Origin of the sequence: Tellurirhabdus rosea (assembly GCF_026278345.1) — a bacterium.
Taxonomy (GTDB): Bacteria; Bacteroidota; Bacteroidia; order Cytophagales; family Spirosomataceae; genus Tellurirhabdus; species Tellurirhabdus rosea.
The window spans coordinates 3,233,757-3,247,677 of record NZ_CP111085.1; the positions used below are offsets into that span (position 1 = coordinate 3,233,757).

The window sequence follows — 13,921 nt, forward strand, 5'->3', positions numbered from 1 at the left end:
CCCTGAATCCTAAATTAGTTATTGGATGTTGCCTATTTTTAAAATAAAAAGGGGTTTGTTCGCGTCACTCCTAACAGGAGCCGGTCTGCTGGGGCTGATTGCCTTTACGGAAGTAAGGCAGGAAGCGCGGCGGGTGGAGGACATTCGTATCCGGATGGACGAGATCGACGGGCACCGTTTCCTGAACCGAAACGACGTGCTGCGGTCTCTTACCCGTCAGGATGCGGACCCTATCGCCGGTACGTCGCTGACCGAAATTGACCTGAAAGTACTGGAAAAACGGCTCCGGCAAAACGGCTACATCAGCCGGGCGCAGGTGTACCGGGATTTGCAGGGCAATCTGGTCGCCGAAATCGAACAGCAACGGCCGCTGGCCCGTCTGGTGGGGGAGTCGGAAGAGGAGTTGTCGTCGGGAAGTGGGCGGTACCTGAGTGAAGAGGGGACCTGGTTTCCGCTGTCGCTGAATTACACGGCCCGGGTGCCCGTTCTGTCGGGGGCGTATTTTGAAAACCGAAAGCCCCTGACCGGAGAGAAGGATAAAGATCTGGTGGAATTGCTGAAGTGGATTCGTGCCGACCCATTCTGGAAAGCACAGATCGCGCAGGTGAGGGTTGACAGCAACCGGGAGGTAACACTCCTGCCGCAGGTAGGTGAACACCTGATAGAAATCGGGCAACCCACCGACTTGTCGGCTAAATTTGATAAGCTTAAATTATTTTATAAACACATCTTATCCCGCCCCGAGGGAAGCCGCTACCGGCGGGTAAGTGTGCAGTACCGTAACCAGATCGTGTGCGAATGAAGGACGAGAAATATGTGGTTGGGCTGGACATTGGAAGCACAAAGGTGTGTGCCGTGGCCGGCCGTCTGATTCGAGATAATAATTACACCCGCCTGGATGTTCTGGGCGTTGGCAGAGCCTCCTGCGACGGCGTCGTGAAAGGAACCGTCAAGAATGTCAAAAGGACAGCCGAAGCGGTCCGGAAAGCCATCGACGAAGTAGCCGGACAGGCCAATCTGAACATCAATGTAGTCAATGTGGCGTTCTCGGGGTCGCACATCTCCTCCCGCAAACAGCATGGCAGCATTACCCGCACCTCGCACGGCGACGAAGTGACCGTGGCCGATGTCGATCACCTCGTTGCAGACATGTACCGGACCGTCACCCCCGTGGGGAACGAAATCGTCCATGTGCTGCCGATGGATTTTACGGTCGATAACGAGACGGGCATTGATGATCCGGTCGGTCGCTCCGGCGTTAAGCTGGAGGCCGACTTTCAGGTCATTATGGCCCAGACGGCCCTCGCCCGGTCGACCCGTAAAAGCATCAGCGACATCAACCTCAGCGGAGAGCTGATGCTGATTTCGCCGCTGGCTTCTGCGATGGCCGTCCTGACCGATGAGGAACGCCAGGCCGGTGTTGTGCTCGTCGACATTGGCGGCGGCACTACCGACATCGCCATCTACCACCGCAATGTGCTCCGGCATATTGCCGTTCTGCCGTTTGCGGGCAACACCATCACGTCCGACATCGAACAGGGCTGTAAAGTGATGAATCAGCAGGCCGAGCAGCTGAAAGTGAAATTCGGCAGCGCAGACCCGAACGACTTCACGCTGAAAGAAATTGTGTCCGTTCCGGTGCTGAGCGGCCGACCTCCCAAAGACGTTCTGCTCAAAAATCTGGCGCTCATCATTGAGGCGCGGGTGAAAGAAATCGCGGCGATGGTCCAGGCCGAGGTAAGACGGTCCGGGTTTGAAGACAAACTGTACGGCGGCGTTGTGCTGACCGGCGGTACGGCGGCGATCCCCGGCATCGAAACCCTGTTTGAGCGCATCACGGGCATGCACACGCGGGTGGGCCTGCCCGACCTGCTGGAGCGGAATCCGAAAGCGGACCTGGTGAGCGAGCCTTCGTATGCCACCGCCGTAGGGCTGGTCTGGGCCGGCTTCAAGTCGCTGGACGAACGCGTGCCCGTCAGTCGTGCGGCGGCGGCCGAACCGGCGCCTCCGGTAGCGCCCCCGGTCGTTTCCCGCAGTGCACCGACAGTAAAGGCCGAGGCACCGGCTCAGACGGCCTCCCGGGAGAGCTTTTGGGAAAAACTGAAAAAGTACGGCAGAACAATCCTTACGGACGATGTAAATCTGAATGATAAGTATTCAGGTGAGTGAGAAGCGCTGTCTGTTAATTACCATATTATAAAAAAGCTGACTCAACGTTAACTATGAATACTTACTTTTGCGCACCAAATTCAGAAAGGTATGGTACTGGATCACGGCTATGAGTTTATTCGTCCAACGCAGGAGAACCGACCCATCATCAAGGTGGTTGGCGTTGGCGGCGGCGGCAGCAATGCCGTTAACCATATGTCCCGGATGGGCGTCAAGGATGTGGACTTTATCGTCTGCAACACCGACAGCCAGGCTCTGGAACACAGTCCGGTTAATACCAAACTGCAACTGGGCGCCCACCTGACGAAAGGACTGGGAGCCGGCACCGACCCAAAAGTGGGCCGGGAGGCGGCTCTGGAGAACGTAGAAGATATTCGGCAACACCTCGGCGACCCCACCCAGATGGTATTCATCACGGCCGGTATGGGGGGCGGAACCGGTACGGGCGCGGCGCCGATTATCGCACAGATTGCCAAGGAAATGGGCCTGCTGACCATCGCGGTCGTGACGGCACCGTTCAAATTTGAAGGAAAAGAAAAGCGCCTGCAGGCCATGGAAGGGATTGATTCCCTGAAAGAGCACTGCGATACGGTGCTGGTCGTGCTCAACGATAAACTCGCGGAAATTCACGGCGACCTGCCCATCCGCAAAGCGTTTGCCCACGCGGACAATGTCCTGGCCAATGCCGTCAAAAGCATCGCCGAGATCATTACGGTGCGCGGCGAAATCAACGTCGACTTTATGGACGTGAAGCGCGTGCTGGAAAACGCCGGACAAGCCGTTATGGGCTCGTTCGAATCGGACGGCAAAGAGCGGGCGCTTACCGCCATCGAAGAGGCCCTCAACTCGCCGCTGCTCAACGAACGGGATATCCGCGGTGCCAAGCGTATCCTGTTGACGATGGCGTCAAGCAGCGAGTACGAAACGACCATGAACGAGCAGCTGACCATCACCTCGTTCATCGAAGAGAAGATCGGCAAAGAAGCGTGGCTGTTCAAACACGGCGCGATCATCGACGAAAATCTCGGCAAGAAACTGCGCGTCACCGTTATTGCTGCCGGTTTTGACCTGCCGGATGGCGGCGTGGACTTCGACCCCAGGGCCAATTACGCCTCGGAACTGCAACCGCCGTCGATGCCGATTCCCGTTCCGGAGCCTGAACCAGAGCCCGAACCCGAACCGGAGCCCGTGGCCGAAATAAAACCCGAGCCGGAAATAAGCCGGGAACAACCCGCTGTGCTGACACCGACCAGCGGAAGCAGCCTGAAAATGGCCGCGATGTCCAGCCCGGTGGCCGTTCCGGGACCCGTGTACTGGCAGGAGCCGGAGCCGCCCGCGGAAGACCGCACGGATGAATCCGGCAAAGTGCAGAAAATGATTCAGGACTTTTTGCAGAACCGCTTCCTGGAACGGGACCTGGAAACCATTCCGGCCTTCCAGCGGCAGAAAATCGTGCTGTATGATATGCCGCTCATTCCGGATCACGAACTGGCCCGTACGCGGCTGGCCGAGTAACCGACATGGGCAAAAAAAGGGACGCTTTCGAAAGCGTCCCTTTTTTTATGCCTAAAACGTAATGAGCTGCTGGGCCTGCTGGCGGAGCAACTGATTGTACAGATCGTGGTGGAGCGTGTTGTCTTTCCAGAAATTCCGGATATGCGCCAGTTTGACCCGGAGCGCCAGGGTATTGGTATTCAGGTAACTGAAAATGTCATTCAGGTGGCTCAGGGCGAGGGCGCCGCCCTGGTGGCTCGCCGAAAGGCCAACCAGCGCTACTTTCTTGTTTGCCAGCCCGCTCGGGTAGCTCATGCCGTCGATAAACGCCTTCAGCACGCCGGGGTAGGAGTTGTTGTATTCCGGCACGACAAAAACCAGCTTCTTCGCCCGCTCGACCACATCCTTGTACCGGTTGAATTCCGGATTTTTGCCGGTGTTCTCATACAGGGCGGTCGTGATGAAATCGGCCGGCAATCCGCTCAGGTCCAGAATGACGCTGGAGACATTCAGTTCGGCAAGCAGGCTCTGGTAATAGCGGGCAATCTGGCTGGAAAGAGAATTTCGCCGGTTGGTGCCGACAATAATCACAATCGTGTCGTCGGTGATGGGTTGATCTTCAGGTAAGAGCATACGGTGATGAGATTGGCCGGTCAGGCTGTCCGGATACGTTGTTAACAACCAGACAAAAAATTGGTTCTTGACCCTTTCAGTTTAGCCCGAACGGAAGGGCTAGCGGGTCAGCCGGTACAGCAGCACGGCCGTCCGCTGGATCAGCAGCGGAAATTCTTTGGTGTTCATCGTCTCCTCAATGCTGTGTGCGCCCTTGCCCGAAGCGCCCAGCCCGTCGAGGCAGGGCAGAAATTCGGCCACGTACGATACGTCACCGGCACCCCGCGAACCCGGATTGCCCGCCACAACGGCACCCAGTCCCATGTCCCGGCTGACCTGATCGACCACTTTCAGCAGGTCTTCGTTCTTCCGGGAAGGTTCCATCGCCGGAATGCCGTCGCTGAAGGTAATGCTGGCCTGGGTGAGCGGCAGGCTTTTGGAAACGATCTCCCGCATCCGGGCGCGGGCGTTTTCTTTCTGCGCTTCGGTCAGGAAACGCAGATCGCCCTTCACCAGCGCCGACCCGGCGACGATGTTGGTTTTGCCCACCGTTTCGGCTTTGGCCGTTTCGTCATCGTATTTCACGCTGGCGCCCCCGACAATCAGGCCCGGATTGAACGTAAGGTATTCTTCCTGGCTCAGGGTTCGCCGGAACTCATTCAGGATTCGGGCGGCCTCGTAGATGGCGCCGTAACCCAGGTCCGAAAAGACCCGCGACGAATGTCCCGACCGGGCCACCACCTTCAGCGTCCAGCTACTGGCCCCGCGCCGACCGGTCGTGACCGTGCGCAGTCCCTGAGCCGTTTCAAACGCCAGCGCCAGATCGCACTGCCGGGCCCGTTCGATGAAGTCTTTGCGGCTCAGCGGCCCGCCCGAGCTTTCCTCGTCGCCGGTAAAGTAAACCGTAATGGAGGTGTCGTCGAGCAGGCCGTGGGTGTGCAGGGCTTTCAGGGCCGCCAGAACCAGCACATCCCCGCCTTTCATGTCGTTGACTCCCTGCCCCGAAGCCGTGGAGTCGTTGAGGCGGGTGAAGGGTTCCATCGGCAGGCTCTTTTCAAAAACCGTATCCAGATGGCCGATCAGAAACAGTTTTTTGCCTTTTTTCCCCTGGCGGGTCGCCACGAGGTGACCGGCGCGGTTGAGCGAATCGGGCAGGGAGACCCACTCCACGTTAAAGCCCAAAGCTTTAAGCTCGGCCCCCATCAGGTTGCCCACGGTGCGGACACCTTCCCGGTTAAGTGTCCCGCTGTTGATGTTGACCACTTTTTGGAGGAACGCCTCCGTGGCGGGCAATTGCTTTCTGACCGTTTCGATAACGGTCTTTTCGGGTTTGCTCAGCTTTTGGGCCCGGGCAAAAGGGAGGCAAAAGAGCAGAAGTACGGCGGTAAAAAGTTTTGGCATCGGTTTATGGGTAGTGTAAGCGCAAGTTAAGGAGGATTCCGGCAGGGTGCGCGGCGCCCGCGGGATGTTTTGCCCAGGGGCCGTCCGGCCTTTTGTCAATGCCCCAATCGTGGTATATTGGAGCACGAACCCCATTCTATGCTCACCGCTGAAACCCTGAAAGCCGAATTGCTGTCCCGCGCCAATCCCGAGCGGGCTCTGGCCCTGCAGCGCTTCTTTAAAACCGGACCCGGCCAGTATGCCGAAGGAGACCTTTTTCTAGGTCTGACCGTTCCGGAACAGCGCGAAATAGCCGGTCGCTACCGTACGCTGCCGCCCGAAGAAGCCGCGAAACTGCTGCACGAACCGTATCACGAATGCCGCCTGACGGCCCTCATCATCTGGACGCTACAGGCCAAAAAAGCCGGCGAGGCGGGCCGGAAACAGCTTTTTGATCTGTACCTCGAAAATAGGCAGTACGTCAACAACTGGGATCTGGTCGACGTCACCTGCCCGGAAATCATCGGCGTTTATCTGCTGAACAAAGACCGCCAGGTGCTGGACGAACTGGCGGCGCAGAACCACCTCTGGTCGCAGCGAATGGCGATGGTATCGACCCTGGCGTTTATCCGAAAAGGGCAGTTTGGCGATACTTTCCGGATTGCCGAGCAACTGCTGGGGCACAAACACGATCTGATTCATAAGGCCGTTGGCTGGATGCTGCGCGAGGTGGGCAAGAAAAATCCGGAGGCGCTGGAGGAATTTCTGCACGACCAGGCCGGAAAACTGCCCCGAACGGCCCTGCGCTACGCTATCGAACGCTTCGACCCGGCCCGACGAACGTACTATCTGAACTTGTAAGCATCGGGCGTCAGTTTCTTGTGTATATTTACAGCCCGTTTGACTTGACCGGAACCAACTATCAGGCAGCCCGTCAGCCTGCTGCCTGCTGCACAACGAATTTATGTCCTGGTTTATACGAAAAGAGAAAGGCATCAGCACACCCACCGAAATGAAGCGCGAGGCGCCGGATGGACTGTGGTACCAATGCCCAAACTGCAAGAAAGTGATGCACACGCGGGAGCATAAGCTCAACGCGTACACCTGCGTACACTGCAACCATCACGAAAAAATCGGTTCCGACGCGTATTTCGCGATTCTGTTTGACAACAACCAGTTTACGGAACTGGACGCTAACATGACTTCGGCCGACCCGCTGAAGTTCGTGGATACCAAGCCTTACCCCGAGCGCGTACGCACGACCATCGCCAAAAGCGGCCTGAAAGACGCTGTCCGGACGGCCTACGGCAAAATGGACGAGCTGGACGTTACCATCGCCTGCATGGACTTCAGCTTCATCGGCGGTTCTATGGGTTCGGTGGTTGGTGAGAAAATCGCCCGGGCGATCGACCACTCGCTGAAGACCCGAACGCCGTTCCTGATGATTTCGAAGTCGGGCGGGGCGCGGATGATGGAGGCGGGCTTTTCGCTGATGCAGATGGCAAAAACATCGGCCAAGCTGGCCCTGCTGTCGGAAGCCAAAGTTCCGTATATCTCGCTGCTGACCGACCCCACCACGGGCGGCGTTACGGCCTCCTACGCCATGCTGGGCGATTTCAACATTGCCGAGCCGGGTTCGCTGATTGGCTTTGCCGGACCCCGCGTGATCCGCGAGACCATCGGCAAAAACCTGCCCGAAGGGTTCCAGAGCGCCGAATTTGTCCTCGAACACGGCTTCCTCGATTTCATCGTTGACCGAAAAGACCTGAAGGACAAACTGGCCAGCTTGTTGAAGATGCTCCAATAGGTAGTTAAAAGTTAAAAATTAAAAGGTAAAAATAGCAGCCCCTAAAGTGTGGTTGGATTCACACCGCTGGATGTGCCTCATTACTACTTTTAATTTTTAACTTTTAATTTTTAATTGACTTGATGCGCCTCGTTTCACACCCCGTCCTCTGCAACTACTACGTCACATATCGCTGCAACGCAACCTGCAGCTTCTGTGACATCTGGGAGCGGCCCTCGCCTTATGTGACGGTGGAAAACGCGCGCGACAACTTCCGGGACCTGCGCCGGCTCGGTGCCCGGGTCGTGGACTTTACCGGCGGCGAACCCCTCCTGCACCGCCAGCTCGAAGATCTTTGCCGCGAGGCCAAACGGGCGGGCCTCATCACCACCGTTACCACCAATGGACTGCTTTACCCGAAGTACGCCGAACGACTGCGCGGACTGGTCGATATGCTGCATTTCTCGCTGGATTCGCCGGTCGCGGAGGAGCACGACCGGTCGCGGGGCGTCAAATGCTTCGACAAGGTGATGGAATCCATCCGGATTGCCCGGAGCCTGGGCGAACGGCCCGATATTCTCTTCACCGTTTTTGAGCACAACACCCACCAGATCAGGCAGGTTTATGAGGAAATCTGCCGCCCAAACGGACTGGTGCTGATTCTGAACCCGGTTTTTGAGTACAACGACGTGCAGACCGGCGACCATCTTTCCGAAAAAGCGCTGCAGGAAATGACGTGGTGGGGAAAGCAAAAGAACGTCTACCTCAACGACGGCTTCATCCAGCTCCGCCGCGACGGGGGTAATCATATCGACAAGCCCGTCTGCCGTGCCGCCAGCACGACGCTGGTCATTTCTCCCGAAAACAAACTGGTCCTGCCCTGCTACCACCTCGGTCTTCAGGATTTCGCCATCGACGGAAAGCTGTACGAGCTGTATCGTTCGGAAGAAGTGCAGAAGCTTGTCGCGCTCGAAGGTCGGCTGCCCGGCTGCGAAGGCTGTGCCATCAACTGCTACATGCAGCCCTCGTTTGCCGTCGAAATCTCCAAATACTGGTGGAAAGCCCTACCCAGCACCCTTAAATACAACCGCATTAAAGGGACGTGGAAGCAGCTTTTTTAGGCGTTGAAGGTTTAACGTTCAACGTGTCCGCCGCTGCGGCAGCTCCTCCTCAATGGCAACAAAGAAGCGAAGCCGCGTTAAACCTTCAACTTTCAACCTTAAACCCTCTTCACTGCTTCATAACCTTATTCGTATACGCTTTTCCCATTGTGAACGTGCGGATGAGGTAGGCGCCTGCTGCCCAGTTGGTTGCGTCGAAGGGGACTTCGTGCTCGGCGGCGGGGGCCGCCAGTTCTACTTCCCGTACCAGTTGACCCTGCGCGTTGAACACCTGCATGCGGGCCGTGACGGGCTGGGTCGACCGCAGACGCACGAGCAACTGATCCTGCACGGGCACCGGATAGGCCAGAACGGACACTTCTCCATCGCTGACTTCGCCGGTCAGGCCCGTAACCACGGCCGTGCTTTCGGTGGCGGCTTCGTAAGGCGGGATGAGCGTAGGGGTTGTGCCGGTCCGGTCGGTCACGGTGAGGGTCATGTCCAGATAAGCTTCGCTGATTTTCTGCCCGCTTCGAAACTCCTCCGCCCGGACGACAAAGACGTAGCGGCCCTGTTCGGTCGGGGCATTCCAGGTCAGCTCGCCGCGGAGCGCATCGACTTTAAAAGTACCTTTCTGGGCGACGTCGTGCGGAAACCGGTAGCCCGGAAGCAGTTCGGAGGCGGCCCCGCAATCGCCCCGCCGGGCGCGGGTGACGGCATAAACAATACTGTCTCCTTCGGCATCCGCCGAACGCAGCGCCAGCACCGCTGGGACGCCCGTAGCCACCTGAAACAGATTCTCGGGAATAACAAAACCGGGCGTGCTGTTGACAATGCCGGTATTGAGGGTTGTTTCCAGATAATAAGGCGTCGTGACGGCCGAGGTGGGCAGATTGCGTGTGCCGTCCGAGCGGTTGCTGATAAGGACCGAAACCGTCCGGACAGCCGGGGCGCTGTAGGTGTACTGAATGCGGAAGGTGTTGAGACTGGTCGTCCGGTCCATCGCCCGACGGTCCAGCCGCGGCACCTGCACCAGCGCCGAGCCGTCCCCAAAGCAGATGCCGACCTCGTTCTGCTGCTGCCCGGCCGCGGTGCCGCCATCGTCATCCATGAGCAGCGTGATGGTAAATTCGTAAGAAACCGAGCCCTGGACCACCCGCCGGGCCTGAATATAGCCTCCGAGGATGTGCGTAGCAAAAGCGGAACCGGCCGTAAACCAGCAGGCCAGAAGGCAGAAAAGTCGACGCATGGCAATGGAAGCGGTAAGGATTGACCCATTCACGCTGCCATAACGGCGACTGGCGGTTTTTAATACGGGAAAAGTCTGTTTTTTCAGTAGGATTTACCTAAAGGCAGGCACCGGGCCGGTTCCCTTACGGCTTTGTAAACTTTTGAACGTACGTTTTTTCGGGCGTCTGCAGCCGCAACAGGTAAACCCCGGCGGGCAGAGGCCGCGTATTGATTTCCCACCGCTCCTGCACGGAGTTGGATGGATAAAACTCTCCCAGAAGTTCGCCCTGGCCGTTCAGAAGATGGAGCTGGGTTTTAACCGGTTTCGCAGACCGGAGCAGAACGTTGAGCGTGCCCTGAACGGGTACCGGATAGACGGTCACAATTAAATCCTCGCCCGTCAGTTCAAATTTATTGTCAGGGGCTTCCTGCACGGGTTCGTAGGGCGGAAGAACTGCCGCGGGCTGGCCGGGCAGATCGCGCGTGGCGACGGTAAGGTCAAGGTACGTTTCGCTGATTTTGCGGCCCTTGCGCCATTCTTCCGCCTTGACTTCGAGCAGGTAATACCCAACCGACGTTGGTGAGTTCCAGCTCAGCACACCCCGGCGCGGGTCGATGCGGAGGGTTCCTTTCTGCTCAACGGCATTGGGGTACGTGTAGCCCGGCAGAGACGTAGACGCAAATCCGCACTCGCTCAGCCGCGGACGGGTCAGCGAATACACCACACTGTCGCCCTCTGCGTCGCGAGTCGCAAGGGGCAGTACGGCGGGTCGATTCAGCGGGAGTTGCAGCACGTTATCAGGCAGGGCAAATGCCGGGGTTGTATTCACTGCTTCGGGATAAATGGTGGTCTCCAGGTAAAACAGCACCTGATCCGTAGACGCCAGCAGGTTGCGCGCGCCCAAGGGGCGATAGGTCAGAAGGACCGAAGCCGTCCGGGGTGCCGCCGACGGATAGGTATATATAGTGCGATACGTGTTCACCGAAATATCCGTGAAGGGAAACTGCCGTTCGCTTCGGGAAACAGGGACAGGCGGTGTGCCGTCGCCATAACAGAAATCAATAACTTCCTGCTGCTGACTGGCCATCTTGCCGCCGCGCTCGTCCATAAATAGAACGACCGAAAATTCATAGGTAAGCGAAGTGTTCGTCAGCCGACGGGCCTGAATGTAGCCGCCCAGCAAATGTGTGGCAAAAGCCGAACTGGTAACCAGCCAGCAAAAAACAAGGCCGAAAAAACGAGTCATGATGCAAATGAAATACAAGCGTACGGAGTGAGCGGGGCGGTGAGGCTCCTTTTTCAAATGGACAAAAAGCTCTTTCTTGTAGCCAATCCGGTAAAAAGCCACCCCATGCTCTACACTTCAGACCAGACGGCCTCATTTCCGTCACACACCCTGCGCTATCTCAAAACCAGCCTCCGGGAACATGTCCTGACGCTCACGCTCAACCGCCCCGAAAAAAAGAACGCCCTGAACCCGGTCCTGCTCCACGAACTCGCGTTTGCGATGGCTTACGCGCATTACGAAAAAGAGGTTTGGATGGTCGTGCTGGCGGCCGAAGGCGATACGTTCTGCGCCGGTATGGACCTGAAAAGCCTCTCGACCGGGGAGGCGGAGACTGCAACGGTGCCCGAACCCTCGGGGCCGGTCCGGCTGGCGGAACTGCTGGCCGCACTGCACAAACCCTGTATCGCCCGGGTGCAGGGGCCGGTCTACGCGGGCGGATTTCTGCTGGTGGGCGGCTGCCAGTACGTGCTGGCGTCCGAGACGGCTACGTTCAGCCTGCCGGAAGTGAAACGCGGCCTTTTTCCGTTTCAGGTGATGGCCAGTTTGCTGGAAATCATGCCCGCCCGGGCCGTGCTGGACCTCTGCCTTCGCGCCCGTACCCTGACCGCCCCGGAAGCTCTTCGGCTCGGACTGGTCACGGAAGTGCTGCCCGCCGATAACCTGGACGGGGCCGTTGTGCAGTTGACGGAAGAACTAAAGCAATACTCGCCCACCGCCCTTCAGTTTGGCTTACGGGCCTACCAGCAAGTAAAAAGCCTGCCACCGGACCGGCAGCAGGCTTATCTGTTTGAGCAGTTTCAGCAAATCCAGCAAACCGCCGACGCCCGGGAGGGCATGGCGGCATTCGTGGAGAAGCGAAAACCCAGATGGAATAGTTATGAGTTATGAATTAAGAATTATGAGTTAAAAATTATACATCAAGACTAAATGCCTAGACCGCAAAGTCAATTCTTAACTCATAACCCATAATTCTTAACTCTTATTGGCAGACTCTTCGGGTGTCGATGATGGAAAGGATTTTCCACTCGTTGCTGAGTTTGACGAGCGTGAAGGAGTTAACGCCGCAGTGGCTTTGCTTGCCGTTGAGGAAGAAGCTGTAGGGCGTCCAGGCGACGGCCATATCACCGTCGATTTTGATGTCGTAACCGCCAAGGCGTTCGTCGAGTGCGCCGGGTTTCTGCTTGCCAATCGCGGCGATGAAGGCCGGGATGGGCGTGATCTGGACACCCGTGATGCCTTCCTTGTTTTTTCCGATGCTGCGCAGGGTAGCCCCCGGTGCAAAAACCGACCTGAACTGGACGGTGTCAATCTTTCGCATGCCGTCGAACATGCGGTCGATGGTGGCGCGGACGGCGGTTTGTTCACCTGTTTGGGCGAGGGCAGGAGAGGCGATCAGGCTTAGGAGGACAAGTATTTTTTTCATAAATGAGAAAGGACAGGCTGTAAGAAAGTAATTTCTTCCTTACAGCCCAATACTCCGATCAAATATATTGATTGATAATCATTTCGTAGAGTTCCTGCTTGCCGCTGGTCTGTTTCGGCTCTCCGTTTTGCTGGGCAAATTCGCGCAGGTCTTCAAACTTCAGTTCGCCCCGTTCGAAGGCGGCGCCGGTGCCGTTGTCGTAGCTGGCATAGCGGTCGGCGCGCAGCTGTTTGTAGCGGGATTTGTTCAGAATGGCCTCGGCCACCATGGCTGAGCGGGCGAACGCATCCATCCCGCCGATGTGGGCAATGAAGATGTCCTCCAGGTCGGTCGAATTCCGCCGGGTTTTGGCGTCGAAGTTAACCCCGCCGGATTTGAAGCCACCCGCTTCCAGAATAATCAGCATGGCCTCGGTCAGTTCGTACACGTCGATCGGGAACTGGTCGGTATCCCAGCCGTTCTGGTAATCGCCGCGGTTGGCGTCGATGCTGCCGAGCATGTTGTTGTCGGCGGCTACCTGCAGTTCGTGCGCGAAAGTGTGGTTGGCCAGCGTCGCGTGGTTGGTCTCCAGGTTCAGTTCAAAATCGTTCTGCAAACCGAACTTGTTGAGGAAGCCGATGACCGTTGCCGCGTCAAAATCGTACTGGTGCTTGGTCGGTTCCATCGGTTTCGGCTCGATGTAGAACGACCCTTTGAAGCCCTGCTGGCGGGCGTAGTCGCGGGCCATTTGAAGGAAGCGGCCGAGGTGTTCCTGTTCGCGCTTCATGTTCGTGTTCAGCAGCGACATGTACCCTTCGCGACCTCCCCAGAAGGTGTAGCCCGAGCCGCCGAGTTCGATGGTGGCGTCGATGGCGTTTTTCACCTGCCAGCCCGCATGCGCCAGCACGTGAAAGTCCGGGTTGGTGGCGGCCCCGTTCATGTACCGCTCGTGCGAGAAGAGGTTGGCCGTGCCCCACAGCAGCTGCACGCCGCTGGCCTGCTGCTTCTGCTTCGCGTAATCGACAATCTTGCGGAAGTTGGCTTCAAATTCGGCGTTCGACCCGCCTTCGGGCGCTACATCCACGTCGTGGAAGCAGTAAAAGCCCATGTTCATTTTGGTGATAAACTCAAAGGCGGCGTCCATTTTCTGGTAAGCGGCCCCCATCGCGTCCGAATGCTGGTCCCACGGAAAATGCTTGACGCCCGGCCCGAAGGGGTCCGCTCCGGTACCGCAGAAGGTATGCCAGTAGGCAACGGCAAAGCGGAAGAGGTCTTTCATGGGCTTGCCCAGAATCAGACGATTCTCATCGTACCACTTAAACGCCAGCGGATTGTCCGACTCGCGGCCTTCGTAGGTAATCTTGTCTTTGACAAACGGGAAGTACTCCTTGTCGCCAAGGGTCAGGTTGAGTTGTGGCATCACTAACGTTGTTTTTGTGGTAAAGTAGATTCGGGAAAA

Annotated in this window: 13 protein-coding genes; 7 read left to right on the forward strand and 6 right to left on the reverse strand. The window is 57.4% G+C overall.

The window, feature by feature from the left end:
• Positions 1-55: 55 nt before the first annotated feature.
• The 3 genes from ORG26_RS13740 to ftsZ all read left to right on the forward strand — a co-directional run bounded on the left by ORG26_RS13740 (position 56) and on the right by ftsZ (position 3,684).
• Positions 56-802, forward strand: a complete 747-nt coding sequence (locus ORG26_RS13740; protein ID WP_266362675.1) for a cell division protein FtsQ/DivIB — start codon at positions 56-58, stop codon at positions 800-802.
• Positions 799-2,169: a cell division protein FtsA gene (gene ftsA, locus ORG26_RS13745; protein ID WP_266362677.1), complete on the forward strand. Its 1,371-nt coding sequence runs from the start codon at positions 799-801 to the stop codon at positions 2,167-2,169. The genes ORG26_RS13740 and ftsA overlap by 4 nt, the downstream gene beginning before the upstream one ends.
• Before the next feature lie 90 nt (positions 2,170-2,259).
• Positions 2,260-3,684 (forward strand): cell division protein FtsZ, encoded by a 1,425-nt coding sequence (gene ftsZ / locus ORG26_RS13750; RefSeq protein WP_266362679.1) that lies wholly within the window; start codon positions 2,260-2,262, stop codon positions 3,682-3,684.
• A gap of 51 nt (positions 3,685-3,735) precedes the next feature.
• On the opposite strand, the gene ORG26_RS13755 is transcribed toward ftsZ, so the two are convergent.
• A complete protein-coding gene (locus ORG26_RS13755) occupies positions 3,736-4,296 on the reverse strand; it encodes an NADPH-dependent FMN reductase (protein WP_266362681.1) in 561 nt (186 codons plus the stop codon).
• Between the two features lie 99 nt (positions 4,297-4,395).
• Positions 4,396-5,676 (reverse strand): M20/M25/M40 family metallo-hydrolase, encoded by a 1,281-nt coding sequence (locus ORG26_RS13760; protein WP_266362683.1) that lies wholly within the window; start codon positions 5,674-5,676, stop codon positions 4,396-4,398.
• Positions 5,677-5,814: 138 nt separating this feature from the next.
• Between ORG26_RS13760 and ORG26_RS13765 the strand changes: the two genes are divergently transcribed.
• The 3 genes from ORG26_RS13765 (at position 5,815) to ORG26_RS13775 (ending at position 8,562) form a co-directional block, all read left to right on the forward strand.
• Positions 5,815-6,516 (forward strand): DNA alkylation repair protein, encoded by a 702-nt coding sequence (locus ORG26_RS13765; RefSeq protein WP_266362685.1) that lies wholly within the window; start codon positions 5,815-5,817, stop codon positions 6,514-6,516.
• A gap of 103 nt (positions 6,517-6,619) precedes the next feature.
• Positions 6,620-7,462: an acetyl-CoA carboxylase, carboxyltransferase subunit beta gene (accD, locus tag ORG26_RS13770; RefSeq protein ID WP_266362687.1), complete on the forward strand. Its 843-nt coding sequence runs from the start codon at positions 6,620-6,622 to the stop codon at positions 7,460-7,462.
• Between the two features lie 122 nt (positions 7,463-7,584).
• Entirely contained in the window at positions 7,585-8,562 is a 978-nt protein-coding gene (locus ORG26_RS13775) for a radical SAM protein (RefSeq protein ID WP_266362689.1), read from the forward strand.
• A 109-nt stretch (positions 8,563-8,671) separates the two neighbouring features.
• On the opposite strand, the gene ORG26_RS13780 is transcribed toward ORG26_RS13775, so the two are convergent.
• Positions 8,672-9,790, reverse strand: coding sequence for a T9SS type A sorting domain-containing protein (locus tag ORG26_RS13780; RefSeq protein WP_266362691.1), 1,119 nt, complete (start codon positions 9,788-9,790; stop codon positions 8,672-8,674).
• A gap of 124 nt (positions 9,791-9,914) precedes the next feature.
• Positions 9,915-11,018 carry a T9SS type A sorting domain-containing protein gene (locus tag ORG26_RS13785; protein WP_266362693.1) on the reverse strand — a complete coding sequence of 368 codons (1,104 nt, stop codon included), beginning with the start codon at positions 11,016-11,018 and terminating at the stop codon, positions 9,915-9,917.
• A gap of 105 nt (positions 11,019-11,123) precedes the next feature.
• Between ORG26_RS13785 and ORG26_RS13790 the strand changes: the two genes are divergently transcribed.
• Positions 11,124-11,948 carry an enoyl-CoA hydratase-related protein gene (locus tag ORG26_RS13790; protein ID WP_266362695.1) on the forward strand — a complete coding sequence of 275 codons (825 nt, stop codon included), beginning with the start codon at positions 11,124-11,126 and terminating at the stop codon, positions 11,946-11,948.
• A gap of 91 nt (positions 11,949-12,039) precedes the next feature.
• Here the strand turns inward: ORG26_RS13790 and ORG26_RS13795 are convergent, their stop codons facing one another.
• The gene (locus tag ORG26_RS13795; protein ID WP_266362697.1) at positions 12,040-12,483 is read right to left on the reverse strand and encodes a nuclear transport factor 2 family protein; all 444 of its coding nucleotides are present in this window, start codon (positions 12,481-12,483) and stop codon (positions 12,040-12,042) included.
• Between the two features lie 58 nt (positions 12,484-12,541).
• Positions 12,542-13,882 (reverse strand): xylose isomerase, encoded by a 1,341-nt coding sequence (xylA, locus tag ORG26_RS13800; protein WP_266362699.1) that lies wholly within the window; start codon positions 13,880-13,882, stop codon positions 12,542-12,544.
• Positions 13,883-13,921: the final 39 nt, after the last annotated feature.